The 26,758-nt window shown below is 38.0% G+C and carries 19 protein-coding genes and 1 pseudogene; 3 read left to right on the forward strand and 17 right to left on the reverse strand.

Going from position 1 to position 26,758, the window contains the following annotated elements:
* The 10 genes and pseudogenes from B3C94_RS10700 to B3C94_RS10745 all read right to left on the reverse strand — a co-directional run.
* Positions 1-239, reverse strand: a pseudogene (locus B3C94_RS10700) (MarR family transcriptional regulator); the annotation flags it as partial.
* A gap of 159 nt (positions 240-398) precedes the next feature.
* A complete protein-coding gene (locus B3C94_RS10705; protein ID WP_293903265.1) occupies positions 399-713 on the reverse strand; it encodes a hypothetical protein in 315 nt (104 codons plus the stop codon).
* Positions 714-1,141: 428 nt separating this feature from the next.
* Complete coding sequence (locus tag B3C94_RS10710) at positions 1,142-2,284, reverse strand: TlpA disulfide reductase family protein (RefSeq protein WP_293903268.1); 1,143 nt, start codon at positions 2,282-2,284, stop codon at positions 1,142-1,144.
* A 27-nt stretch (positions 2,285-2,311) separates the two neighbouring features.
* Positions 2,312-3,946, reverse strand: a complete 1,635-nt coding sequence (locus B3C94_RS10715) for a S41 family peptidase (protein ID WP_293903271.1) — start codon at positions 3,944-3,946, stop codon at positions 2,312-2,314.
* Positions 3,947-3,967: 21 nt separating this feature from the next.
* Complete coding sequence (locus B3C94_RS10720; RefSeq protein ID WP_293903274.1) at positions 3,968-5,971, reverse strand: TlpA family protein disulfide reductase; 2,004 nt, start codon at positions 5,969-5,971, stop codon at positions 3,968-3,970.
* Positions 5,972-5,981: 10 nt separating this feature from the next.
* Entirely contained in the window at positions 5,982-7,346 is a 1,365-nt protein-coding gene (locus tag B3C94_RS10725) for a RagB/SusD family nutrient uptake outer membrane protein (protein WP_293903277.1), read from the reverse strand.
* A gap of 10 nt (positions 7,347-7,356) precedes the next feature.
* Positions 7,357-10,917, reverse strand: a complete 3,561-nt coding sequence (locus B3C94_RS10730; protein ID WP_293903280.1) for a SusC/RagA family TonB-linked outer membrane protein — start codon at positions 10,915-10,917, stop codon at positions 7,357-7,359.
* 26 nt (positions 10,918-10,943) lie between these two features.
* Positions 10,944-11,972 carry a FecR family protein gene (locus B3C94_RS10735; RefSeq protein ID WP_293903283.1) on the reverse strand — a complete coding sequence of 343 codons (1,029 nt, stop codon included), beginning with the start codon at positions 11,970-11,972 and terminating at the stop codon, positions 10,944-10,946.
* Between the two features lie 170 nt (positions 11,973-12,142).
* Entirely contained in the window at positions 12,143-12,739 is a 597-nt protein-coding gene (locus B3C94_RS10740) for an RNA polymerase sigma factor (protein ID WP_293903286.1), read from the reverse strand.
* Between the two features lie 353 nt (positions 12,740-13,092).
* Positions 13,093-15,975, reverse strand: coding sequence for a hypothetical protein (locus B3C94_RS10745; protein ID WP_293903289.1), 2,883 nt, complete (start codon positions 15,973-15,975; stop codon positions 13,093-13,095).
* 7 nt (positions 15,976-15,982) lie between these two features.
* Between B3C94_RS10745 and B3C94_RS10750 the strand changes: the two genes are divergently transcribed.
* Positions 15,983-16,198 carry a hypothetical protein gene (locus B3C94_RS10750; RefSeq protein WP_293903292.1) on the forward strand — a complete coding sequence of 72 codons (216 nt, stop codon included), beginning with the start codon at positions 15,983-15,985 and terminating at the stop codon, positions 16,196-16,198.
* Between the two features lie 341 nt (positions 16,199-16,539).
* Here B3C94_RS10750 and B3C94_RS23530 read toward each other — a convergent pair whose 3' ends face one another.
* The gene (locus tag B3C94_RS23530) at positions 16,540-16,791 is read right to left on the reverse strand and encodes a helix-turn-helix domain-containing protein (protein ID WP_414712661.1); all 252 of its coding nucleotides are present in this window, start codon (positions 16,789-16,791) and stop codon (positions 16,540-16,542) included.
* 461 nt (positions 16,792-17,252) lie between these two features.
* Between B3C94_RS23530 and B3C94_RS10755 the strand changes: the two genes are divergently transcribed.
* Positions 17,253-17,762 (forward strand): TlpA family protein disulfide reductase, encoded by a 510-nt coding sequence (locus B3C94_RS10755; RefSeq protein WP_293903295.1) that lies wholly within the window; start codon positions 17,253-17,255, stop codon positions 17,760-17,762.
* Between the two features lie 140 nt (positions 17,763-17,902).
* Here the strand turns inward: B3C94_RS10755 and B3C94_RS10760 are convergent, their stop codons facing one another.
* From B3C94_RS10760 to B3C94_RS10780, 5 genes are all read right to left on the reverse strand, one after another.
* A complete protein-coding gene (locus B3C94_RS10760) occupies positions 17,903-19,852 on the reverse strand; it encodes a leucine-rich repeat domain-containing protein (RefSeq protein ID WP_293903298.1) in 1,950 nt (649 codons plus the stop codon).
* 5 nt (positions 19,853-19,857) lie between these two features.
* Positions 19,858-20,256 carry a hypothetical protein gene (locus tag B3C94_RS10765; protein ID WP_293903303.1) on the reverse strand — a complete coding sequence of 133 codons (399 nt, stop codon included), beginning with the start codon at positions 20,254-20,256 and terminating at the stop codon, positions 19,858-19,860.
* On the reverse strand, positions 20,237-21,781 hold the full coding sequence (locus B3C94_RS10770; protein WP_293903306.1) for a hypothetical protein: 1,545 nt from the start codon (positions 21,779-21,781) through the stop codon (positions 20,237-20,239). Before B3C94_RS10770 ends, B3C94_RS10765 begins: the two co-directional genes overlap by 20 nt.
* Positions 21,768-23,219, reverse strand: a complete 1,452-nt coding sequence (locus B3C94_RS10775; RefSeq protein ID WP_293903308.1) for a hypothetical protein — start codon at positions 23,217-23,219, stop codon at positions 21,768-21,770. The genes B3C94_RS10770 and B3C94_RS10775 overlap by 14 nt, the downstream gene beginning before the upstream one ends.
* A gap of 188 nt (positions 23,220-23,407) precedes the next feature.
* The gene (locus tag B3C94_RS10780) at positions 23,408-24,820 is read right to left on the reverse strand and encodes a DUF4932 domain-containing protein (RefSeq protein ID WP_293903311.1); all 1,413 of its coding nucleotides are present in this window, start codon (positions 24,818-24,820) and stop codon (positions 23,408-23,410) included.
* Positions 24,821-25,203: 383 nt separating this feature from the next.
* Between B3C94_RS10780 and B3C94_RS10785 the strand changes: the two genes are divergently transcribed.
* Positions 25,204-25,869 (forward strand): hypothetical protein, encoded by a 666-nt coding sequence (locus B3C94_RS10785; RefSeq protein WP_293903314.1) that lies wholly within the window; start codon positions 25,204-25,206, stop codon positions 25,867-25,869.
* A gap of 358 nt (positions 25,870-26,227) precedes the next feature.
* On the opposite strand, the gene B3C94_RS10790 is transcribed toward B3C94_RS10785, so the two are convergent.
* Positions 26,228-26,569 carry a hypothetical protein gene (locus B3C94_RS10790; RefSeq protein ID WP_293903317.1) on the reverse strand — a complete coding sequence of 114 codons (342 nt, stop codon included), beginning with the start codon at positions 26,567-26,569 and terminating at the stop codon, positions 26,228-26,230.
* Positions 26,570-26,758: the final 189 nt, after the last annotated feature.

Here is a 26,758-nt window from a genome sequence, read left to right on the forward strand (position 1 = left end):
TAATGTTTCGCATAACGGTTCATCATCAAAAGAAGTTTACCCAAATCTTCTGCCGGGACATCTCTTTCTGTGACAATAGCATGCTCTCCCCCAACTTTACGTGTCTGGGTCATCCCAATTGAATTTTTGAGATACATGTATTTTAAAAAATCAGTGAGCGTACCATTCACCGATTCATTGGTACAGTAATCTTCTAGCTCTTCAGCTATTTCGATCAAAAGATCTTTTCTTATCATCACAACTTTCTCTTCTATACAAATGAAAGATTTTTATTGCGAAAAAAAAAGTAAAAGGTTTTTGTATCATTTGCTATTTTAAAAACTGATTCTTAAAATTGATCACTTTGATCTTATAAACAGCCTAAAATTTTGAAGGTCTTTCTATATATATCATTATTACTACTCATCATCCACTTTCTTTTCGCCAATCACTACATCACCGAGAATGGATCTTAAATACCCTTCAAACGCTATGCTCAATCCTTCAATAATAATTTTATCGTGTGAATTGATATCGCCAATTATTTTCTTATCATCATAAGCATCACCAACAATTGCCAAAACACAACGCCCGCTGTATTTTGAAAAAAGCCCTACTCCTATTATTTCTTCACCAAATTTCACAAACCAGGTTTCTTCATTATGGTCTTCCGTCGTATTTGGTATATGTATAGCCTGCTCCAGGTCTTCACACTTAATGATATCAAAATTCATTTGCTTTTTTTATGTTCCATTTATTGGACAGCGTCCAATAGCATATTGTTTTTAGAAATAATGCCTGAAAAAAGAAAGGTTATATAAGCGGTAACCGGGAGTTACCGAAAATCGGTGATAAGTTTACAATCCAAAAAATTCAGCAGCAATATCTGAGCTCCAAAAATATACCTGCATTTATATTATTGGATAGCAAAGGAAAATTAATCAAAACTTTATTTAAAAATATAAATAAAGAAACCCTCAGAAGTTTTCTAACAAATTAGACAAATATTGACACATTTAAGCTTTAACGCTAGCTATAGACACTTCTGCCACATAGCGTAATCTCTACATTAAAATCAAAAAGAAAGGCTGTACTCAACGACAGCCTTCTTTTTCTAACGAAACATATGCAAACCTAGGTTAGGACTCAGCATATTGAAAAACTATTTGGAAAAAATTTCCTCCAATTTTTTATCCAATTCTTCACCACGCAAATATTTCGCAATGATTTTACCATTAGGGTCTACCAAAAAATTCATGGGAATAGCCTTCACATCGTACATTAGCCCCGCTTCATTTTCCCATCCCTTGAGATCTCCCACTTGTTTCCACGTAAGTCCATCATCTTGGATTGCTTTTAACCATTTCGCCTTATCAGCGGCTTTATCCATGGATACGCCTAGAATTTCAAATCCTTTTTTTTGGTATTTAGTATAGGATTTTACCAAATTCGGATTTTCCCGTCGACATGGCGCACACCAGGATGCCCAAAAGTCAATCAGGACATACTTACCACGGTAATCGGATAATTTCACAGGCTTGCCATCAACATCAGGCTGTGTGAAATCCTGGGCTTCTACCCCCTCGCTTGTTTTTTTGACTAACGCTATACGTTTAGCCAAGTCCTTACCCAGAATAGAATTCTGCAAGCTAGCATCGAGTGTAGCAAATATCTTCTCGGCTTTGAGTGCATCAAATTCAGGGGGTAACGTTGAATTAAAAGCCATTAAAGCCATATAGCTCTTCGGGTTTTTGGCCACATAGTCCAATTTCGCATCGATGGTCTGTTGTTGTATCGCATTTGCACGATCCTCCAATGTCTTGATATATTTAGGATCTTGCTGATCTGCGAGCGACTTAGCTTTATATTCGTTATTTAAAACCTCATATTGATCGTATATCGGTTTTAATAAAGCATTTACCCGGTCGTTCTCTGCATTTAAAGGGGATCCAGAGATTTTTGCATGTTTGATGGAATCTGCTGCTATAAACTTAATTGTCGCCGATTCAATCAAAAAAGGGAGAATGTCTTGTTTCGGTGGTTTAGCTGGGTCAAAAGGAGCATTGTCGTGGATAATGCGCAAATGCGCTTCCATCGGGGAGGGGATGCTTCCCTTAAATTCAAATTTTCCATTTTTCATTTCAACGGAGTCAATGCGTTCTTTTCCGTCGTAATTAAGACGCAGATATGCCTTCGCAGGTTTGTCTAACTTGCCCACTGCTCCTTGCAGTGTATAATTTTGTTGTGCATATCCTAATGCTGGCAATACGCAAGCTAAAGCTAGCACCCATTTCATATTTTTCATAATTATTTAGTTTTCTCGTTCAAAAATCTATTTCACTAATTTCGTCAGACTGTTTTTAGCAGACTGTCCCACAGTTCCTGTCTGTAATAATTGTTTGTAAAGTTTTTCATCCCGTAGTACAGACAATGCTTCTTTAAAACTTTGGTTGGATTCGTTCCGGACCCGGGCCATGTAATCACCGCCAGTATATAACAATGAACCTACTTGTGCTTTAAATTCAACATCAATAGTAGCATGCGCGTCAAGCTGTTGTGCAGGTGGAATTGCTACAGCAATTTTGTTTGCGGCAGTGATCAGTTGCTGGTGTACTTCTTTTGGAACTTTAAACCTTATGTTGAATGCTTTGAAGTCTGGATACGCTTTGAGCAGAGCCTCACGATTTTGCTGGACAAACTCGAATCCACCTTTGGCAACGAGTCCACTGTTCATCAGTTGTGCCATCCAGGTACTATATTCATTGGTATCTATGGGAACAAAACGGTCTGGCATAATTCCACCACCCCCAAAAACAATCCTTTTATTTCCAAGTGTCGTGTATTTTAAAGAGTCCGGAAAGGAAATATGTCCTTCTTCCAATAATTCTTTTGATTCCATTCGACGGTTAAAATCCTGGAAATAATCATCCTTGCCTTTATTGTAGGGCTTTTGGATCGAACGCCCTGATGGAGTATAGTATCTCGCACCGGTAAGCTGCATTTCTGAGCCATCCGATAGCGGTACTGGTTTCTGCATCAAGCCTTTTCCGAAGCTGCGGCGCCCGATAATTACAGCACGATCCCAGTCCTGAAGTGCTCCTGTGACAATTTCACTGGACGAAGCAGTTGATTCGTCAATAAGGACTACAAGCTGTCCTTCGTAAAACTGACCAAATCCGCCCGTAAAGTAATAGTCTTTTCCCCCTTCATTGGGCACTGAATAAAAGACAATTTTCTCCTTAGGCAAAAACTCATCGGCAACACCAATCGCAGATTCGACATAGCCCCCACCATTGCTCTGCAAATCAAGGATCAGCTTTTTCATTCCTTGTTCTTTCAGATTTTTTAGAGCAGCATCAATCTCCTGACGTGTAGTTCTATTGAAAATTGAAAGCGCAATGTAGCCGATCTCCTGATCTACCATATAACTTTCTCGAACCGATTTCTCCAATATATTTTCGCGAACAATATTGATATTCTTGCTTTCCTTACTTCCCGGAGACGCAATTGTAAGGAGTACTGGCACGTCTTTTTCACCGCGTAATTTTTCCATAATCTCCTTATTGCCCCATTTTTGTTCAAGGATGCTTTCTCCGTCTATCCCTTGGATCTGATCACCGACACGTATTCCTGCACGCATGGCAGGTCCATCAGGATTGACTTTGGTGACAAAAGTCTGCTCTTTTGTTTTTAGAAACTGAATGCCTATCCCTGCAAAGCTTCCACTCATGGCGACACGCATCTGTTCAGCCTCCTCACGACTGGTATAGTGTGAATGGGGATCTAAATCTGCTATCATCGCTTTGATCGCCGCATCCACCAGATGTTCTTCATTGACCTGGTCGACATAATTCTGCTGGATAAGCTTCAGTGCCTCCTCAAATTTATATTTTGGATTCATCTGAGCCTGCAAAGACAATCCTAGACCAAGCATGCCGACGAGTAAACTCGTTGCTTTCCTATTCATATTGCGTAATATTTTAATATTTTATTTTTCGTTTTTAAGTATCTCGATAGCCAGGGAAAGTTCATCCATCAATTTGCTGGGGCTTCCTGAATAACCTCCCGAGCAATAACGCACCCGACCATTTTTCACAATGATTTTTCGCGGAATAGATGAGTCACCGAACAGAGGAACCAATTGTTTGAAAACCAAATCCTGCTCATTCGTCTGTGGGTTGACCGAATCATGCAACAAATTGAAACGAAAACCTTCTCCACGAACATAGTTCACTGATTTATCTTTATAATTTCCGGTCTGCATGGTACCTAGCATATAAATGGCAACATGTTTATCCTGCGCATATTTATCGACCAAAAGCTGCATGCCTGGAAAGGCCATAATACATGGACGACACCAGGTAGCCCAGAAATCCACGACAACAATTTTATCTTTCCAATCTTCTGGCGTAATAAATAGACCTTCGGCAGTTTCCAATCGAAAATCAGGCATAGGATGATTGACCCAATTGTGATCCACATAGGCCTGCATGGCTGCTTTTTCCTCGTTGGATTTTAATCCCGCCAAGTACGTCTGATAACCAGCCTCATCGTCAGCATGTCCTTTTAAGTAAATTGCTTTGAGCTTATCAAACATACGCGGTGTCATTGCATTGTATCTTGCACTCATCTCGAGTAAGGGTAAAATTTGTTTGTCATCGCCTAAGCCCTCCAGCACCTGAAGATTAATTTCATTGAGTTCGGCATTATTGTATTTACCATCTTCGGAAAGCAGTAAGAAATATTTTCGGGCCTCTTGATACTTTTTAAGGTCATTTAGTAAAGAAATATGGGTAAAAAGACGGTCATCCAAATTTTTAGCGACATTGGAATCTGCCTGTGTCTGCCGATCAAAATCTTCCTGATAAGAATTGTCTCCTTTACGGTCGATCAATTTGGGCAGAATTGCTTCGGATACTTGATAAAGGCTATCTTTACCCACCATTTTAAACATATATGCACGCATGATATTCCAGCGCATCAATTCGTTTCCTGTACGGAAATCAATATCGTCATACAGTTTCGCGAACTTGTCAAGTTGTTTGGAGTCGAAGTAAGCCGATCCGAGTCCACGGTATACTGCATAATAGATAAACCCCTGACCGTTGGGATGCTGACGCCATTGCTGAACAGGAAAACGTTGTAAAAAATTCTCATACGAAGCAATTACCTCCGCTTTGTTTGGACTGCTTCCCATGGTATTGCTGTAAGCAATAAACCGGGCCGTCGCACCAGTTGGAAAGTCGGTGTTTACACGTTGCTCGATCAATTGAGTCAATGCTTTATCCTGAAGCCGCGCGCTCGCAAAACTATAAAGTTGGTTAAGGTTTTGATCAGAGATAGCCTTTTGTTTAAGTTGATCACTAATCAGCTTCTTGGCGTATGCCGGAAATTCGCCTTCCAAAGCCAATTTTTGTAAGTTCATAAATGGCTGAAAATAGCGCAGGTAACGTTTTCCCGACAAAGCAAATTCTTTTTCAGCTAATCCTTTCAGATAGGCAGCTGGCATCGCAGGAGGCTGATTATTATAATAAGAGAAGATTCCACCACCTGCTATTGCAGGTACCTGAAAAGCAGCTTCTCCCAAATATGCCCCCGCTACGGAATTTCCTTTTCCATCAGCTAGAGCAATAGCATAGCCACGATCCTGATTGTTGTCAATTGCATCCGGGTGATCAACTTCTCCCTGATAGAATTTTACGGCTATAAAAGCGGTCGTCGGTTTAACCGGTACCGCTACTGTCCATAGCCCTGTCGCATTTTTCTGCATGGAAAGGCTTATCTGCCTCCATTCAAAATCTTCAAACAAAAAGAATGTCGCATGTATTGCATCACTAAATTCAAGATCCTTGTCTTTGGCGCTGTAGACCACCTGAACAGGCGCTGTCGTTTGGGGCTTTGCTGGTTTGAAAACGCTGCTGTCAAATCGAGGCTGCGCATATAACACAGCCTGGACAAACAACAGTACTAAAAAGATCATCTGTTTTTTCATCTTATATAAATTATCTGGGGTTTTGGCCAATTTCAGGATTGAGAGTCAAAACTTCCTGGTTAATGGGGTATATCAAACGTGGGCTTGAAGCCGTCAAGGTATAAGTTTGTCCATTTAACGTACGGCTAACAGGTTTAAAATAATTACCATCCAACGTCAGGCGGCGCATATCGTACCAACGTAGATCCGTTCCAACAAATTCGCGACGGCGCTCGTCGACGACCGACTGTAGTAAGTCACCACTGATATCTGTCGGTGAAAGTGCGATGTATTTACTTGCTGCAAAACGCTTCTTACGCAATAGATTTAGCAATTCGACTACTTTGGCCGCATTATTTTGACGAGCGTACACCTCTGCCCGATTGAGAATGATTTCGGGGCTATTCAAACCTACATAAGAGTTGTAATAATAAGGGTTATTAAATAAAGGTTTGATATATACCGATCCTTTATAGGTATTGACATCGGTACCAATGAATAATTTCAGCCGAAGATCATCAGCTTTGTACAGTGCGATAAGTTCAGGATTTATCGGGCCGCGTATAAATCCTGAGCTTAACTTTGACAAGAGTACTTCCTTATCATCAATCAATCGAGGATAGGAGCCTGAAACGTAGTCCTCCAGATTATACACTGTAGGATCTAAAGCTAAGGCCAAGTCGGCATATCTACCAGCTTCTTCAAAATTACGCATTGTCAAGTATACTCTTGATAACAAGGCATAAGCAGCAATTTTGGAAGGATGGTAATTAAAAGTCGGATAATTAGGTAGATTTTCCGTAGCCAAACTTAAATCTGTGATCATCTGTTCATAAATACGAGCTAGCGACACACGACTTAGATTTTCAAAAAGATCTGCTTTCAGCAATAATGGTAATCCGGGCTGGCTTTCGGCCTTTGTGGGGTCATATATTTGGGCATACTGATTGGCTAAAGAAAAATAGGCAAACGCACGATGAACGCGAGCTTCAGCAGCAACAGCAAGCTTTTGTGCTGTTGTGCCATTTTGGCTTTCCATCACCCCGTCAAGAATTTCATTGGCAATATAAATCTGCTTATACAGGTTATTCCAGGCTACGTCTTGCTGATTGTCTACATAGAAATAGTCATTCCAAATATAGGCTCTTTGGTAATTTTCACCCCAGGCCAATGAAGCTGTAGTTGGGACTTCCGCAGCGATATTATCACTTGTGATAAGTGGCAGTATATACGAACTTTCAAAGTTACCCTTATTGTTGAGAAGATAACGAAAATCGTCGGTTGTCTTCAGGGTACGTTTATCATACTGATCTACTTCTACAAATTTCCGACATGAAGCTGCCAATAATACGCCCGAGGATAGTAGGCAATAGAGGATAATATTTTTGATTTTCATGATTTCAGGTTTAAAAAGATAGGTTTAGACTCATAAAATACGTTGGTGAAGGCGGAAGATTTGAATAACTATTCAATGTGCGATAACTTGGATCAATTCCATCTTTATTTTTACGCCAAAGTAAGCCCAGATTACGAACACTCGCATTTACGTTTACAGATTTAAACGGTGTACGTTCCAAGGTTTTGAATGGAAAACTATAACCTAGATCAATCTGCTGCAAGCGAACATTACTGCCACTGATTACCAACGCATCCGAATTGGCATAACGGGACAAACTATTGTATTGGTAACCTTGCTTACTCAGTCCTGGTACGTTTGTGAAAGCTTCATCTCCAGGTTGACGCCACCTCTTTGCTAGATCGGACTGAAGACCGATGACTCCCGAATAGGGAGCATAATCTGGATAGTTTTGTACGGAAAGTCGTCTAAATACATGTCCCAATTCGTAGGTTATACGAACTCCCAAGGTAAAATTACGATAGGAGAATGTATTGAATAGTCCACCAAAATAGGGCGGTGTGGTACGCCCCACTTTCACAAGGTCTTCCGGTGAAAGAGCTGTAGCAGGTGCGTCAGCATTGACAATTTCTCCATTTTGTTTGTATACCTGCGAACGTCCTTGATTATCTAGTCCTGCCCAACGGTAGGCATAGACATAATCTGTTGAATTTCCCACAATCGGAATAGTTCCATTGATGTAGTCAAGCACCCGAGTCGGATTGCTGAAACGCGAATCTGTGACTTTATTGCTGTTATAACCAAAATTGAATAATGTATTCCATTTTACCTTAGATTGCAACCAAACAGCCCTTAAGCCTAAATCAACGCCTTGCCCCGACATTGTCGAGCTATTAAATTTCAGACGCGTCCAGCCATAGGTTGGGTTGAACGGAAAATCATAAATAATATCAGAAGATTTCTTCGTATAATAATCTACGTTAAGCTGTAGTCTGTTGTGCCAGATGCCGTAATCTACTCCAATATTAAGTGTATGGACTTTTTCCCAGCTAATCTGACTATTAGCAGGAGATACAATTTCTGCCGTTACTTCATTTGTAATGTTATCATTACTAGTATTGATCACAACAACCCTATTTGCACCTGTTGGCAAAATACCATTGACTCCGTAAGTCATACGAATCCCCAAAGCATCTACCCATGTTGATTCCTTTAAGAAGTTTTCTTTTTTAACATCCCATTTTCCACCTACAGACCAAAGTGGCTTACCGCGCTCACTCTTAGAAGCACCTACTAGCGTAAAATCATCAAATCGAATGCTTCCAGAAAGTACATATTTACCGTTAAAGGCTGAAAAAGCGCCATTGGAATAGTAAGATAACGCTCGGTTTCTATTCTTTGCAATGGCAGCATTGGAACTGAAATAATTATCCCAACCATAAATTGTCGGGTAACTTCCTCTTGGATTTATAACGGCAAATGAATAGGTATCAGCATTGAATCCTAAGTAGTTATCTCCGGATGACCGGTAATTATTCTGTTTCCATTCGGCACCGGCGAGAAAATTCAAATTATGCTCCATAGCCCCGCCAAAAGCTTTGTTGATATTCAGCTGTGAACGGAAAACGTACTGGGAACCATTGTAATTCTGAATGCCCAATCGACCTCCCATCGGATAGCCATATACATAATTTCCATTAGCATTGAACGTAGTACCGATATTGATCTGATTTCTCTGGCTATAACTATTTACCCCGTCAACATTTTCCGTGTTGTTCATTTGCCGCTGCCATTGCCCCATTACCGAGAGATCTGCCCAACTGGTCAGTTTGGTATTGATATCCATATGCATCCGCAACCCATGATTTTGACTATTATAATTTGCAGCACTGAGCTCTTCTATTGGATTATAAGCCCAATCCATATAACCTTTGTTCTCAAAATCCCGCGAAACCTCAGGTCTAAATTGAATATAACGTCGTATGTTATTTCCGCTTTCATCTTTCAACAGATCATAAGGGAGAAGGCCGCCTGAACTAATATTTGATGATAGGGCATTGATTACGGCAGAATTACCAATGGAATTTCCATAATTATACGTAATACCAGTAGCTAGCTTAACCCGATCGTTGAAAAGCATATTGGTAAGATTAGCCGTTGTATTAAAGCTTTCTGCTTTATTTGCGCGAAACACGGGGACATCTTTTGTATAATTGGTGGAGACAAAGTAGGTGCTTTTATTGGCTCCTCCCGAGATTGAAAGATTATACTGTTGGGAAGTCGCCTTCTGCAATAGATAGTCTTTGATTTGATTACGATTATCAGTAGATGCAAGTCTTGAGAGTGCTGCGTCGCGTTCCTGCTCAGTTGCTGTCCCCCGTATTGCACGAAAAATCCATTCGAGTGATTCAGAGTGAGGTTTGCTACTATTAAATGCGTCCCAGCTATTTTTTTCGATATTGTCTGCTATAAAGCCTTCCTCGACCAATTGTTTTTCAAGGTCAATATATTGCGACGAAGACATCCTGTCCATTTTATTCAGATCAGCCGGAGAGGCGATACTTAAGGAAGTACCGAAATTGATTGATGTTGGGGTAACTCTTCCTTTTTTAGTTTCAATAACGATTACCCCATTTGCGGCTTTGGCACCCCAAATTGATGATGCCGCAGCATCCTTCAATACAGTTATGCTTTCGATGTCGTTCGGATTTATTCGGCTTAATACCGCACCACCAGAGCTCTGTGTATTGCCTTTATTTGTAAGCGAAAACTGGGCATCAACTGTTTCTGCCATCGGGAATCCATCAACTACGATCAATGGTTCTTTTGGAGTTCCTCCGGTACCAAAACTATTTATACCGCGTATCTGTATGTTATTTGTTCGTGGATCTACATACATCCCTGGTACGAGCCCCTGTATTCGTTCAAGGATATTGATTGCTGGTGTTTCCTGTAATTGTTTGGCCGTCACGTTTCCAAATGAACCGGTAGCTGTCTCTTTGGGGATTTTAGTGTAACCCATAGATACCACTTCAACATCATCCAACACACTGACGACCTGCTCCATCGTCACATTAATCTGATTACTACTACCGATTACCCTTCGCTGCGGCTCCATCCCCATGTAGGAAAAAATCAGTGCATCAGCAGGTTCGGTGAGGCGAAGTGTGTAGCCACCATCACTACTTGAGGTCACCCCTGTACGCACAGCATGTCCATCGGACATGACAGTTACACCAACCAAGGGCGTACCTTTATTATCTTTTACAAAACCTGTGATAGTCTTCCAATACAGCCCATCATCATCTTTACTTTTCTTATCTCTATTGTCCCGAATAATGGTAAAATAATTATTTTGAACGTAGAGAAAGAGATAATTGTTTGGATAGAGAAGTTCTTTCAATACAGTCTCCACAGGAATTCTCTTATTTTTCGGGATAAGATCACTGTTAACAAAAGAATCGCGGATTAGTCCCTCTTCATAAGAAAATTTCGTTCCGTAAATGCGAGTTACCTCGCTAAGAGCCTGCCCGAGACTAGCTCTTTTTTGTGCAAAGCTACCTGTGGTACTCACCAGGAAGACAATAGGCACAAGAAGTTTAGTTTTCATAAATTTTGATTGATTAATAGTTGTTTTTAGTTAGGTTTTATTACAATCTGTTTGTTTTTCACTTCAATGTTTACATTCATCGTATGTTTGATAACAAAGAGAATGTCATCAATCTTTTTTACTGGTATAACACCGGTAAACCGCTTATTGAGCAATGCTGGGTCTTCAACCACGACTTGGTAGCCATAGTTATCTTCCAAAACACTTACTATATTGGCTAAGTTGCTGTGCTCAATGCTCAATTCGCCCCGAGTCCAGGATAGCACTTTGTTAGCATCGTTATAAACGATCTCATTAGTTTTTAAATTTTCGTCGTAGATGAACATCTCCCCTGGTGCCAGTACATGATCCTCTCCATTTTGCCCCTGAACGCGTACGCTCCCTTCAAACAAGGTCACTTCAATGCGTCCACGGCGATCCTTCACATTGAACTTTGTCCCCAACACCGTCAATGAAAGTTTGCCCACATGCACGACAAAGAGATCGTTTTCGCGGAGGCGATTTTTAATTGCTGTATGTTTTACCTCAAACATACCTTCCCCTTCAAACCAGACTTCCCGCGGTTTATCGGTTTTCCAACTGCGTACATAGGAAATGCGGGAATTACTATTTAATTTGATAATAGAAGAATCTGGAAGTGCTAATTCACGTTGTTCACCAAATGCGGTATTCGCTGCTTTTGTACCAAATTGGCTAATTTCATAACTCAATATTCCAAGAAGCAATAGTGCCGCCGCTGAAGCTGTCCATCGGAGAATTGTTCTAATAATCGATTTTTGTACTTGCTTCCTCTCATAAACTGGAATCTGGCTTTGAATGTTCGTCCAACGCTGATGACTATTTAAGCTGCTTTGAACAGGTTCCTGCGCTTTAATTAACAGCATCCACGATCTTGCCATATCCATTTCGGCGGCCAAATTTGGATAATGGCTGCCCAGTTCCTGCCAAAAATCCTGTTGTGCAGCTTCATTCTGAAACATAGACTGTGCAAAGTCTTCATCCGAAAAAAAATCAGTCGCCGTATAATCTTTATATTTTGCTAACCTAGAATTCATACTGTTTTATATAGGTTACACCCTTCACAAAAATTTTACCCCAATAATTTTTTTTTTTTTTAAAATAGCAATGCCAGTCAAATCAACCCAAAAGGCCTAAACGCCATTCAGGATAATTTAATACTGGTTATTTTATATATTGTGGAAAAACTTACAGTTAGATGTAAGATTTATTGATATCGTAGCTGGTTGAGCAAATAGAGCAGTACCAAAAGACCAAACCTGCCAAAGTGTTTTTTCAAACTGTCTAGCGCACGGTAATACAGTTTATAGGTATCTTTGGTCGAAAGTCCCATAATTTCGGCTATGTCTGTATAGGGCAACTCTTCAAAAAAACGTAGATGAATAATTTCGCGCTGACGAGCGGTCATCTGTTGCAGTGCTTGATCGAGCTTATCCCGGACCTTAGTAGCACGTTCCTGACGGATTATAGTAAGATCATGTGGAAGCTCAATGGTAAATGGCAAATAATCAACGGAGGAATTGGTAACTTCTGTCCGCCGAAGAGATTGTTCGATTTTCTTTACCAACGTACGACGGAAAGCCTTATATAGGTAATTTTTGACCGCAACATCTGTGCTTAAATTATCCCTGTTGCACCATAACTTAACAAATAGCTCTTGAATACTGTCCTCGATAATCGCCTCATCCTGTGTAAACTTGAACCCATAATTGAACAACAGTTGGTTGTATCGTTCAAAAAGTATTTTGAACGATGGTTCATGCCCAACTTGAAACATTTGCCAAATCTGTTGATCGGAGTTCATTGATTAATGCGCGACTTTTCGCTTTTCAGTTTAAGTAGATAAAATTTACATTCAAATCTAGTAATTTTTTTCTATCAACATGCGATTCAATATTTCTACTGCTAAAAAGCGAGTATTCGGCTTCCTGTAGCCAAGTTGGAGATTTCAGGGCCGTTGACTATCCAGATTCGAAAACCGATGACTAGTTAATCCGGACAATTTTGACCATTTGAATGTTACGCTGAAAAGTCTCAAAACCATTTTCACTTACTTTTATGGTTTATTTAAAGTGGTCAATTCGCCTCGGAATCTCATAGTCTCAATGCCCAAAATCTCCACTAAGGTCCATATTACACATTTTAATTCGAAATGATTCACCGCAGCTTTTCCATAGCAAAAGTCAAATCACGTATCTGTATTTTTTGCTCATTATTAATAATAGCACTATCGGTCCATTCCAGTAACAAATCGTAACCCCAGCTTCTACTTGCCTTATCTTTAAATAATGATGGATCGAAACGAGGTTTTTTCTTTTCAGCTATGTCTATCACTGAATTTAAATAAAGATAAACAGGTGTTAGATCTTTTTCTTTTATGTCGGAACCTATCTCCGCAGCATATTCTTTAGCTTTTTGTTGTTGATTGGATACGATATAGATTTCCAGAATACATAGCCGATACAATTCTTTATTCGCTTGAATTTCCCTTTCATTTGCAATCCGCTTGAGGTAATAATCTATTGTTTTCTGAGATGCCTCGCGAGACTTTTCTTTCTGGTTAGTCTTCTGATACAAGAGCCCCACGTCGACCCAGCTTTCAATTCTAAACTGCCTCGACAAGGTGAGATAGTCTTGAATTGCTGCTAGGGTATCCTTGACGGCGAGATAACTTCTGGCTCTATTTTCAAATTCGGGGACAACAAAATTCATTATGCGAATCGGCCCTATGGTGTCGCGCTGAATAGCTCTCGTCAGATCGAATATTGCACCATTATAATCGCCCCGTCTGAATCGTGCCTCACCAATATTTCTAAAATTGAGCGTTTTTTTAGCTAGATCTGGATTAAGTTCAAAGGCCTTATCTGCCAACTCAACAGCTGTCTTATAATCCTTGTCAAAAATAAAGGATTGGCTACTCCGCTCCACAAGCGCATTGACCATATTATTATCATTGGGCAGATCATCCATGTCCATCAGACCGATCTGTTGGAAATACAGCATTACACCGCTACGCTTTTCTGCATAAGAGTTTTGATTTTTGGGCGATTCTGGCAGTTTATTTCGTCGGAAACTCAAGCTTTCCAATAGTGGTGCTAAGACCATTTCTTTTGGAACCTCTTTAATATTATTGTCCATCAAAAGTAGTTCCTTACCAAGAAATCTTTCCCATCCCGTTAAAGGTAAAGTGGAAATATTACAATGAGAAAGATCTATAGCATATGAAGTCGATGGAATAGTGAATAATGACTTTACTATTTCAAAAGATGAGAAATCATTATTGGATATTAGAATAGTGTTAATATTCTTCCATTCTTTCAGATCATTTGGAAAACGACGAAGAGCTGTACTGGCAAGCTGACGGTTGGTTTTTGGCTCATCTTTACGATAGATTTCTCTTGATGAATCATAAACACTATAATGTGAAGGGCGGCTATTGATCGCATAAAACGCATGTAAATTGACAAGTTGACCTAGCGATTCAGGAAGCACAGTTATATCATTGTGACTTATATTTAGAATCCTCAGCTGTTTCATATCACCGATAGAAACTGGTAATTCACTCAGGTGATTGACATCGACATATAGTTCCCGGATATTGGCCAACCCCTCCATATGCAAGGGTAGTTTTTCCAGTAAGTTCGTAGACACTCTTAATTTTTCGAGCTTCGATAGCTTTGTAATACTTACTGGTAATGCTTTCAGAAAATTATCGCTTACATCAAAATTCTTTAAACTCAACAATGTACCGATGTCTTCAGGTAAACGACTTAAATTGCAATACGCTAAATTTAATATTTCGAGGTTTTTCATTCCAGCAAACGACGGTAGTGTAGCTATCGGATTAGCTTGCACATTTAACTCGTGTAATCGATGAAGACCATTGATCGTAACCGGAATATGCTGTAATTTATTTCCTTGAAGCTGTAAGGTATTTATACCCGTCAATTTTCCCAGCTCATTTGAAAGAAACCCAAGGTTATTGTAGGACAGGTTTAGATTTGTTAATGCAGTTAACTGAAACAAGGCATCCGGCAGGCTATCAATTGCATTGTCAGATAGGTCAAGTAGACGAAGTTTCTTTAACTGGGCTAACTCTTTGGGAAGGTAAAATGCAGACTTTGTATTTTTAATCTGCAATTCCTGCAATTCTTTGAATTGAAATAAAGAGGAAGAAATCTGTTTTAGAGGTCCGTTTGAATAGTTCAGATATTTCAATTGAGTGCTGCTACTGAAATTATTCATCAATCGTCCTGGGTCATCGATATCATTAAAATTTAATTTTAAGGTTTTAAGGGACCTGAATCCTCGGTCTGAATATATTGCTGTGTCTTTAACCTTGAAGTAGCTTAAACTGAGTGTTTCAATTCGCTCTTTATTGGGTAGTATATCCAATACATGATCAATGCGATCACTTGGCGAAGTGGCGTTAATAGCTATTTCGATTAATTGGGGCGGAAATTCAAATTGATCCAATAAAGGCTTATAATCAAGCGAAATACCTTTCAATCGATGATTTTCTTTTAAACCTTTTGGGATATACTGTCCCGGGAAAGCTTTGAAAATTAAATAGTGCAGCATGGGCAACTTATTCAAGTTCGCAATTTCGCCAGCCAAGTTTATTTTAGTGTTTCCCTCAAATGCTATTGCCCTCAACCGATTTTGTTTATAAAAAGTGTCGTCAAGATGTAATATACCTACAGGCTGCAAAGTATCATTACTAATTCTAAATTCCTTAAAGACAATAGCCTCCACATGGGGAAATAAATACAATGATTGACAAAGACTATCTAATTGGGACTGATTTTCAAATTTTAGCCCTAAATAGCGAACCTTATATAGGCTATCAGAACAATCATTTAAAAGAGGAATATCTTTGGTACTCAGCTCAACAAAAGAGATTCGATCATTAGGATGATGATTATTTATAGAACTTACACTGTTTGAAGAGCTACTCAGAATAGCTTCATACCCCAAAAGATCCTGAGCAGTTAACTGCAGACTAAAAAGGCAAAAAACTAGAAATAAAAATCGCTTCAAATATAAAATGTTAATTAAATTCTTTGGTTTATCCATTGGTCAACTATTCAACAATAAATTTATATACGATCGGATTCGAGATTTGGTAATTTTTGACAAGAAAACTATTCCCAGCCATATTGACCAAATCGATAGTATTATCATGACGGAGATCTTAACGACACGCCCAGGGATAATTAATGTATTCCAGCGTGGAACGACTACATTGGAAAAAGTGACGTAAAACACCACTACTATTAAGATTAGAGTTAATAAAAATAAAACAAAAAATATCAATTTTGATTTAGAATTCATATTATAGCTGGTATTTCCTAAATATATACAAATGTTAGGAAAATTTTGGAAGAATCGGAATCTACTTACATCTATTTTCATTTACAAACTCAGTATGCCCGACGGTATTATTTTTTAGGCAGGATAAGCTTGATCTACTCCTATTTTGCCTTTTCGAATATCCTATTCACTTAGGGAATGGAAGTAGTTGTGAAATGTTGGCATCGGCTTGAATTTTAAGTCAAGACCTCTTACATGCAAATACACGCGCAGATTTTTTGCTATCAACTGTTAAAGACTTTGATTGCGATAGGTCATAGGCGACTGCCCTAAATGTAACTTAAAGAATTTACTGAAAGTACCATAATCTGAAAAATTTAGTTCCTGCATCACATCTTTCACAGACAGACTTGATACATTCATCAAAATAACAGCTTCAGAGATAGCAATTTCTTCTAATATGGATTTGGGGCCGAGTCCTGTGACATCTTTGACGATACGAGTCAGATGCTTTCTAGAGATAAATAACCTATCTGCATAAATAAAAAATTAGTCCAAATTTTGCTTTGGCCTCGTAATTATAAAGCTCTTTTTATTAAATTAACACTATATTATTCGTACTTGGTTGAAGAATATTCGGAATAAAAACTTTAACAAAACAGAGGATTATGAGCAAAGCGGGTAAAATTTTATCCTATGTAGTACATTGTATTTACGTAATGGTTGTCCCGATGTTCATACTTCGGAGTGGATATTTTCAGGCCGATGTCAGATTTAAATACTTACCAATTTTTTCTCTGTTTTTATTCGGTTTATTTTTAATGAACCGAGTAATTCCTATTAAAAAAAATAAAATACTAACAGTATTACCGATTTTATTTTTAACTGTTTTTGGGTTTTAAGTGAATTCCGATGGCCTAGTACCGTTTGTTTTTCCACTTATAACATTTCTCTTTTTTCTCGCATTCGTTATCCTTATAATACTTCCCCAAAAAAGTATGATCATGATATCGGTCAGCTCCTTTATCATTTTATTCTATTCTTTTGGAATTTACCCCAAATTGATCGTCCGAAAAGAAATTGTTGAAACTTCATTAAGCTTGAATAGTATTACGTTACACCCTTTTGTTTCCGTCCAAAAAGATTCTGTAAACATTCATCTTGAGCGCCCTGTGCTAATGGACTTTATGTTTACTTCCTGTGGTCCATGTCTCAAAAAATTAACATATTTACAGGCAATCAAAAACCTTGATCTGTCTATTTATGTTATCGTTAACGGGAAAATAGATTCATACGCAGCCTTCCAGAACTATTATACAATCCATAACCAAGCTTTGCAAGGAATTAATTTTCTATACGATCCAGATGGAAGATTCACCGAACAATTCAATATCGATAGCTATCCTACGGAAATACTTATACGAAATAGAGAATTGATTGCAAGGGATAAAGGTATACCCGATGGAGCTCTCAAAGAGTATGCTGAGCTAAGGAAACAATTAATGATAGATTGACGACTTTAACATATTACATTAAACCGACAACAATAACCAACCTCATAGTCTCATTTCCTTCTTTTGGAAAGGCCTGCTGTTATTAAGGAGGAAGCTAGCATGCAAAGCTAGACATGTTCATATAAAAAATGCTCCGTTTATCAATAATAAAATACAAGACCATCTCTTTTCGCAGTGATTTCCTTTAATTGATCATAGTCCATATTCAAACATTGATATAGCATAAAAATCACACCGGAGCGCATGGAATAAATTTCATCGGGAAGTCGACCCAAATTTGTACCGTTCAAAATAACGTTATTCACGGCCTTCAAAGCACAAATCTCTACAGGAAATTTCTTGAGCTTGCTATAATTGAAATCCAGTTTTAGCAGACCGTCCAATTGTCCAAAACTGCTTGGAAAACCAGTAATCGAAGATGCCCTTGCATTGATTTCCTTCAGGCTCTTAAGCTTTCCGAATGTTTCCGGTAGAGTTGTCAGTTTACTATTCTCCATATTCAGGTAGGATAAACTACTCAATCCGCCAAACTCATCTGGAAGCTTCTCCACTGATGGGGAAAGCCAAAGATCTTCTAATTTTTTAAGGTTACCAATCGAAGCCGGTAAAGTTTTAAAATTACCGCCCACTAACCAGAATCTAAGATTAGACAAATTTCCAATATTATCAGGAATAGATTGCAAGCTTTCTCCTTGAATCCAAAGTTGTTTTAAGCTCTTGAGGTTACCAAAAGATTGTGGCAGCTGCTGAAGCCTGCTTTCTCCATAAATTTCTAATGTATCTAACTTGACCATGTTGTCAATATCGGATGGCAGTGTGACTGGCGATGATCCCGGATATACGAAACTGAACCGTGCGAACCTCAAATTATGGCATTTACTCAAACTTGACGGGATATAGGCTTGCTGAGCTAGAATTTCTGTAGAAACCAATTGAGTCAAGTTTCCAAAGTCTGAAGGGATTTGAGTAACAAAGCAATCGAGGTGTTTTAAATTGACCAGTTTACCCAACGTGCCGTTGAAATCTACATCTCCTACATACCGCATAATAAGGGTTTCGAGCGACTTTAAATTTCCAAAAGTTCTTGGCAATACCACGGTATATCCCAAATCGGGTGTTCGCATCGGTGTGAGGTGAAATGATTTCAATTTGGTTAGATTGCCAAAATTATCGGGAATGGTAAGATAATAGCCTACCCCATCCAGACTAAGTTCTTCAAGAGCAAGGTAATGATCGCCGAAAATAGTCGGAACATCTTTCAATGAAGATCCACCTAAAATAAGCTTCCTCAGATATTTAAATGCCTTAAGCGCAGGAAAAGAGCCCGGATCATTAAAACGATGTGCTATACCTGAAGCCTGCATATTCATTTCAATAATATGCCCGTCCTTATCTTCAACAACACGCCCACCGCGCCCCATTTGCAATTCATTTAATGCCTCGTCTTCCTGATATTCGCCGGTCTGTACCTTTTTGGTGAACTGATAATTTTTCCCAGCATAAGTCATCGTATAGGTAACTTGGTAGCTGGTATTCGAATAACCATGCAGTTCAATAGTAGGGTTTTCTTCTACTGGTCTAGCCAATCCGTCGTGGTATGTACTATGTAGGTGACCATAAGCTTTATCGAAAGACCATTTACCTTTATATTTAGGATCCACTGCAAAGTGAAGTATCGTCTTAAAAGATGAAGGTGTATTTTCTTTAATCTCGATATGTAACTCGGGTATTTTAACATTCACTGTGGCCGTATTACTATTACTGAGACGTGTTACTGTCCATGTAAGTTCATATTCCTCACCAGGTATTCCCCTAAAAAATGAATTAGGGTTACTAGGATCATCTATTTTCACATAATCTTCTACCACTGTTCCTTTAGTTATACTCCATTTGCCAGTTTCTCCTTTTTGTAAGGCGCTACCTTTTAGCTGGACGGTGAATTCGTCATATAGTTCAGTGGGCTCGGCCTTAGGTTCATATACTGTTTTCAGGACATCCTGATATTCCTTCTTTGAACAGGCTACAAATAAAAAGCTTTCAAAAAAAACAAAAAGAAATGAACACCAAAATAACGTAGATTTATTATACATGGATATTAAGGTTGAGTTGTAAAATTAAAAGTTGTTGAACGCGCTGTATTGCCATTGCTGTCGTTAACAATCAGTTGATAATAGTATTTTTTCGATTTTTCTAAAGGGGAAAAGAATACACTATACTTATTGTTACTTTGACTCACGGCATTGTAGATTTTTCCTCCCGTCTGTTTGTACATAACAGCAAGATCATCGTGTACATATACTTCAACTTTACTATATGGATATGAAGCAAGTGTAAAAGACAGTATGTACTGGCCTTTATCTAAAGTAACTTTATTTTGAATATCTGCAAAAGCATCTATTTCGTTGTATATGGTTTCCTTTTTGCAGGAGCTGATCAGGAATAATACAATCCCAAACATCAAGCTTACAGCAATTTTATTGAATGGACATTTCATAAATCGAGCTTTCGTAATTGACGTAATATTTATCTTTATAGGTGAACATTCCCAAGAAATACGTGTGATCGGAGACAATATTCGAGCGAAGAGGACTAAGCGTTTTTTTTGATATATTGTAAATCATAAAATTATTGACATCAAGCGCCAACACAATCTCATCATTATAGTTAATGGCACTCACAGCTCCATGAGGAAATGTTTGGTTAGTCGTCCCTATACGATATAATTCCGTCAATTTAAAATTATTCTCATCGACTGCATATATTGTGAATGTATATCCAATATTGAAGCCTTGGTCAAACACGTTCGCAATACCTAGCGCATATAATTTGCCCTTTATAGAAACAAAGCAATCGCTGGTAAAATTGCGATCAAAAGTACCGATCTCTTCAAATTTGTCTTTTGTCGGATTATACTTGGCCACAATATTCTTTACTCCACGAGAATTCATTGTAAGTGTGTACGTTTGATAGACCGCATTATTGTGAACAAAAATCGCTAAATTACTATACCCATGTGCCTCCTTTATTTGAGGCCGACTGAAATAGTACTTCGTAAACTCACGTTTATTTACGTCAAAAGATTGACAAAATAGTTCATAACCATTGTAAATATCTGGCTCCAGAGAAGGTAATATGTGGCCTACTGGCTGCGTTTGAAAAAATATTTTGTTTCCTAAAGTCACTGATCTCATAGGAACGAGCCTCATCGTATCGGGAATATGCGCAATATTTTGTAAAGTGCTCGTTTCAGGATCGTAGAGTGAAACCGATTTTTCCCAAAAATAATAAATCTGTTCATTGCAGATGGCAGGATAATTATTTTTCCAATGGGTCTTTTTCAAATCAATAGCCAAGTCTTTCCCCTTATAAACAAAATCAATTGCCTGCCCAATAATCTCCTTTTCTTTATAAAGAACACGTAACATATGGTTACCATCTCTATAGGGATAATACCCTGACAAAGTGATTTGATAAGTTCCATTTTTTGTTGCTTTCGGGTAGTCCATATGCAATGTATCCATCCAATAAAGAAATTTAAGATCCCGCAAATTGATATCTTGGAGATTCTTGCCTTCTACAACGGTGGTAAACCTGCCAGTCTCATCATAAGTTGCCACAGGTGTAGGCCAGAATAGCGTAAAATCTTCTGGGAATGGAGCAGTTGTGGTGATTTCATTTTTATGCTCAGATTCGATTGTGTTACCGTTATATTCGATATAGGCCACCAAAATATAAGTGGATTCGGGATCCAATTCATTCAATGTGAGTCGAAATATATCGCCGTCACGAACAGCCTCAACACTATTTCCTTGACCAGGGTTATCTTTTTTATAGTACCTGACGCCCGATTTTGTATATCCAAGGCTGGAAATCTGATAGGTCATTGAAATTTCTTTATCCCGGACACTAGTAATAGCCTCGTTAATAACACGTGGAAAAACCTCATTTTTTTCAGTTTTACAGGCCGACATAAGAAAAACAAGCCCCAGTAGATAAAGGTATTTGTTAAAGTTGCCCATTTGATTTTGTTTTAATATAAATGAAGTTCAAATTTTCATAGGACCAGGTTTGTATATAATAGAAAAACAGGTTGTATGAATTATCGACATTTTGGGTCATATTTTTAAACATATGCATCTCCAAATTAGGATATTGTAAAGTCGATAAGAGCTTCAGATCACTGTCATACTTATTTATAGTACCATAAGTGGTTATTCCACCACCCTCTTGCTGTCCATAGACCACAATATTGCTATCATTATCAAAAAAAGCTCCTGCGGGCTTTAAATTGACGTATTCACCCAATTTTGCCTTGACATTGCCATTCTTATCAAATTTGACATACCTTAACGAATAGGAATAGAAGTCAAAACCCCAGAGATAAAAAATATCATTTTTATCTTTCAGTAAAATAGGCATATGGTATTGACGTTCGTAATCGCCAGGAAGCTTTCCATCAAACTCAAAAGTAGCCAGCACATTACCATCCCGATCTGTTTTTTGCACCTTAATTTTTGTTGCTTCCGAATCAAGCAAACTATAATAGATCTGTTGCGCATTGTCTAACTGAATTGAAGAAATGCCAACGGAGCTATTTTTACGTTTCCAGACAACTTTAAGGTCGCTGGAAGTAACCTTTAACAGCTCACCCCCACCTGTACCCATGATCATGTTATGTGACGCGTCAAACTGAACTGATGAAACATAATCATTCGGAGACAAATCTATCGAAACGGGCTTCTCCAATTTCAGTTTACCATTCGTCTGATCAATGACATAAATATCGTGTTTAACAATAATGAAAGCTTCATCTTGCTTAGCAGGCAACACTACATGTGGTGGTAAATCATAATAATTTAGATCCTGGATCAAGCGATACCAAATAATCTGGCCTTTATTATTTGTACGATATACAATCAGTTTAAAGTTTGTTTCTCCACCCTCATGCTGCAAAAATGTACAGATTAAATGTCCACCATCTTCCAGAAGACGGATGCTATTATTGCCCGTTATACGTGATTGCGTATGAATTTTGTATTCAACATAGGTACTTCCGTTAGTTGTACTGCCTCCAACAGTTTTTGCATCTATGCTTTGTTCTTGTGTTATTCCCGTTTGGGAACTCGCAATTACACGGATCTTATAATTTGTATCGCCAAGCAAATTAATTAAGCTGTATTTTGTTATACTAAGATCCTTCACTACAAGCTTATTATCTACATATATCGCATAGGATACTGACTTAAAATGCGAGCTGTTCACCTTATCCCAAGATAACTCTATTAAATCTTTGTTTGCAGCACTTACAACAAGATTCAAAGGATTTAATATTTCTGCCTGATCAATATATTCATCGGTTTTGCTCGCAATATTCTCCTTTTTGGAACATCCTCCAATTAATAAAATTAGAATTAAGAAAAATAGCTGAGCACAATGGTAAAAAATAGCTCTTTTCATAAAATGAAGTTACTCAGCAAAGATATTAAAAAAGTTGCATCAAAAGCATTTCTTAAAACATAATTAATTGACACATTAATTAGTCCAAATAATTCTCTACAATATTTAACACTCACAATGATAATGTGAGTTACCTTTGCCACAATTGATTATGTCTATGGTCAAATATTGCCCAAAGCAGTAGTAAATTACTTTGTATTGAATTTTAGGTAATGGTCTTTCATCGGTATTCCATCTGCAGTCCGGAATGCATTTCCTGTAATGATGATCTCATAGGTTTTGTTTGGTTCCAATTCCCAATCTATAAGTACGGATTTCTTATCTGGAGAATAGCGATGTCCTTTTATCATCGGAAAACTTTCTTTGGAAATCCCCCTAAATGACCGCCCCTGCCCCAATAAGGGCTTATCGAAATTTATCTTCAACACTCCTAACTTGCTGTTGACATTTGTCTGTCCATCCTGAATACCCTCAAAAGAAATAATTTTTGGTCTCCTTTCTTCAAAAGTCTCATCTAAAGAAGAAATATTTGTAGCATAGGATTGATAAGCCTCAGCAAGTACAGGCATATAACTTTCCAAAGTAGGATATTTGTCGCGCTGACGGTCAAAGTTTTCTAGTTCATCAACGAGTTTTTCAATCCAAAGAAATCCCCTATCTAGCTGTTCATTGGTTTCCTTTGAGGTTTCTTCGGAGCTGAAATGATGATCTTTCTGATATTTAATAACCGCAGCCCGAACCAATGCCTCATTAAGCATCGTTTGCCAGCTACCGTATGCCTGCCGATTCATTTTTTCTTTTACAACAACATATAATTTTTCGCCGCTGTCTTTAAAAATAGTGGTGTCTTTTTCTAATAAATAATTAACAAAGGAGTGGTTAAACTCGTGAAGTAATGTAGGGAAATAGCTCTGTAATGGAAATTCAGCCATGCCAAGACTGTCCATACTCCATGTGCCCATAATAGCGTAGACTTCCTTATGACCCCGTGGATTTTTAATCGCTACCCCATAATTACCGCCACCATTCCCTAGACCATTTACAATCAAAAACTTTTCGGATGGTTTCTTACCATAGAATTTAGGATACCAGTCCAATTCAATATGTTCATAAATTGGAAGAAAGCGCTTTTGTACCTCACTGTACAGTGCCTGGTTATCCTGAAAAAATCGTTTACTATTACTGTCCTTGTAAAACTTCTTTAACAGTGTCGCAAATTGAAGGGCATTAGCTCTACTCCATCTTTTGTCCAGAGTTTCGTCAATATTTTTTTGCTTAAGATTGAACTTATCATCAAGATGTACGGCCATGCTCATCACGGCATCGTAGCCTATACCATTTTCATTTTTAATCTTATTGACAAAAGTGATCAATTCGTGTTCTCTAAAAGGACCATAGTGTTCATTGATCCGATCAACATAACGCTTAAAAATAGCTGAGCTATACTCTTGGTTGCCGGCAAGTCTAAATACAATACTTAGCATCTCAATACGCTCATCAACTTTGGGTCTATCCATAATTTGTTTACGCTGTCCATAGGTCAACATAAATGACAAACTGAATAGTATAATCAATACATATTTATAAGTCTTTTCGAACATATTTGAGATAGGTTTTACCATCGTTTATTAATTGTATATTTTTGGTGGAGATGCCAAATGGTCTGCCAAAAAAATAACATCCTATTGGCCAGCATACTAGGAACAAATCCCTTTTTTAATACTGACCGTTATTGAACACTAGCCGTTCAGTATTGGACAGGCTTCCTGCCGTTTTCTATCTTCTATTCGCTAACATTAAATTGATCACGTAAGTCAAATAATTCATAAGGAAAATAGTACAGTTGTTGTCCAAAGTTACTTCAGCTGAAAGCTGTTAGTATATTTAAAGATTTGCTTTTCCTTTTTATTATATTTACTCAAAAAGGCACGCAACGTTGCCTAGGTTTCGGTCGGTTTATAACACAAGATCCAATAGACACACAATGGCACTAGAATTAATACCTGTAATAGAAATTGGATATAACAATCAGGGCATTCCAACACCAGACAAATATCCTTATTGGGACTACCCTATGTTATGGGATAAATATAATGCTGAAAGCTACAAAAAAGCAGGTTTTAAAGACGATTTAATCCCATATTTAGCCGGATCATCATTTTACAGACTTTCTGAAATCACAGACAGCAATTTAACGAAACTAGTAATTGACCATACACACGAAATGAGGGCAGGAACATACAAACGAGAACAAGCAAGTGCGTTTTTTGGAGGTTATGTTCTTCGAATTGACCAGCAGGACAAATATTTTCCACAATGTTGTGGTGATCTTTCAGACATCCATTATTGGGAAAAACTTGCAAATGGAAAAGATGGCTTTTATGCAGGACATCCGCAACCAAAAGTAAAAGTGGACACGAACATAATTATGCTTGATTTTACAGTAGAAGAGTTTGACGAACACTTTGCCCCCACACCAAAAGATGTATTGGTTTCATTTGAAATCGCATCTCTAAAGCAAGCAATTGAAGTTGTAAAACAGGAATTAGAAAATTTCGAAGTAAGACTGGAGAGGATAAATCGGGACAACAATTTAAATATTGAAAGAATCGGCGAACTGTTGATATGGAATGATGAAGACTATCAATAAAGAAAACGGAATATTTGCATTAAAACCAATTTTGGACGCCCGAAATATCTGACAAATGAACGAATTTACCGAACAGTATAAACTGATGAAGACTCTGCTATTTTCTACAAGCTTATACTGATACTGAGTTATGTTCAGTCGTACATATCAAGTGCAAAATTCACATTGTCGTTATTCAAATCCTGCAATTTCTTTAAAGCTATATTAGCCTTCTCAGAATCGATGATTTTTAATGCGTGAACACATTTTCGTAACGTTGGCTCCAGCTCATCATCATACCATCTGTATATTTCTTGGTTTAAGGCGATATTTAAAATAGGGTCTACAAACCTATCGTCAACCAATCCTTTTAACCAAATTAAACTGACGAGGTCCTCGTGCCTACTATCAAAATTTTTTCATTCTCATTTTCAATAGCTATTTTTAATTTGTTTTTTACCTTTAATAGATGACTCAGGATAAAAAAAGTAAGCACAAACATAATTGCCTGAATGATAAACACGGGGTAAAGTAGATCCCCTTCGGCATAACGATATCCAAAACTTACAATCGTTACCGGAAATGTAAATACAAGCCCTACGAGAAACCATTCGTTATTAAACGGATCGTCAGGATAAATCGAACATACAGATAAAGTACCTATACTGACATAGGTCAAAGCAATAAAAAATGATAATTTTCTTTCTTTTGTGTACCACATATTGTATATCTACTCATACATAAGTCCCTAAAATACCATGACAAGATTCAACTTTGATCATACCTTGTGTTGGCGTCATTTCTGACCATAGCCAATTAAAATACTGAATCACCTGTCGAGCTGGGATCATGGGTCTATCGGCGGTGGTGTGTCCATCAGCAACTACAGTAATAGAATAGTCCTTCGTCA

This window comes from Sphingobacterium sp. UBA5670, assembly GCF_002420705.1.
GTDB lineage: Bacteria > Bacteroidota > Bacteroidia > Sphingobacteriales > Sphingobacteriaceae > Sphingobacterium.

Bases quoted from the DNA above. Each gene is read 5' to 3' on its own strand.
- B3C94_RS10740 (WP_293903286.1), bottom strand. From the start codon at position 12,739: ATGAACTCCGATCAACAGATTTGGCAAATGTTTCAAGTTGGGCATGAA.
- B3C94_RS10770 (WP_293903306.1), bottom strand. From the start codon at position 21,781: ATGGGCAACTTTAACAAATACCTTTATCTACTGGGGCTTGTTTTTCTT.
- B3C94_RS10780 (WP_293903311.1), bottom strand. From the start codon at position 24,820: ATGTTCGAAAAGACTTATAAATATGTATTGATTATACTATTCAGTTTG.
- B3C94_RS10750 (WP_293903292.1), top strand. From the start codon at position 15,983: ATGTTAATTAAATTCTTTGGTTTATCCATTGGTCAACTATTCAACAAT.
- B3C94_RS10790 (WP_293903317.1), bottom strand. From the start codon at position 26,569: ATGTGGTACACAAAAGAAAGAAAATTATCATTTTTTATTGCTTTGACC.
- B3C94_RS10785 (WP_293903314.1), top strand. From the start codon at position 25,204: ATGGCACTAGAATTAATACCTGTAATAGAAATTGGATATAACAATCAG.
- B3C94_RS10720 (WP_293903274.1), bottom strand. From the start codon at position 5,971: ATGAAAAAACAGATGATCTTTTTAGTACTGTTGTTTGTCCAGGCTGTG.
- B3C94_RS10715 (WP_293903271.1), bottom strand. From the start codon at position 3,946: ATGAATAGGAAAGCAACGAGTTTACTCGTCGGCATGCTTGGTCTAGGA.
- B3C94_RS10705 (WP_293903265.1), bottom strand. From the start codon at position 713: ATGAATTTTGATATCATTAAGTGTGAAGACCTGGAGCAGGCTATACAT.
- B3C94_RS10735 (WP_293903283.1), bottom strand. From the start codon at position 11,972: ATGAATTCTAGGTTAGCAAAATATAAAGATTATACGGCGACTGATTTT.
- B3C94_RS10760 (WP_293903298.1), bottom strand. From the start codon at position 19,852: ATGTATAATAAATCTACGTTATTTTGGTGTTCATTTCTTTTTGTTTTT.
- B3C94_RS10775 (WP_293903308.1), bottom strand. From the start codon at position 23,219: ATGAAAAGAGCTATTTTTTACCATTGTGCTCAGCTATTTTTCTTAATT.
- B3C94_RS10755 (WP_293903295.1), top strand. From the start codon at position 17,253: ATGATATCGGTCAGCTCCTTTATCATTTTATTCTATTCTTTTGGAATT.
- B3C94_RS10730 (WP_293903280.1), bottom strand. From the start codon at position 10,917: ATGAAAACTAAACTTCTTGTGCCTATTGTCTTCCTGGTGAGTACCACA.
- B3C94_RS10725 (WP_293903277.1), bottom strand. From the start codon at position 7,346: ATGAAAATCAAAAATATTATCCTCTATTGCCTACTATCCTCGGGCGTA.
- B3C94_RS10765 (WP_293903303.1), bottom strand. From the start codon at position 20,256: ATGAAATGTCCATTCAATAAAATTGCTGTAAGCTTGATGTTTGGGATT.
- B3C94_RS10710 (WP_293903268.1), bottom strand. From the start codon at position 2,284: ATGAAAAATATGAAATGGGTGCTAGCTTTAGCTTGCGTATTGCCAGCA.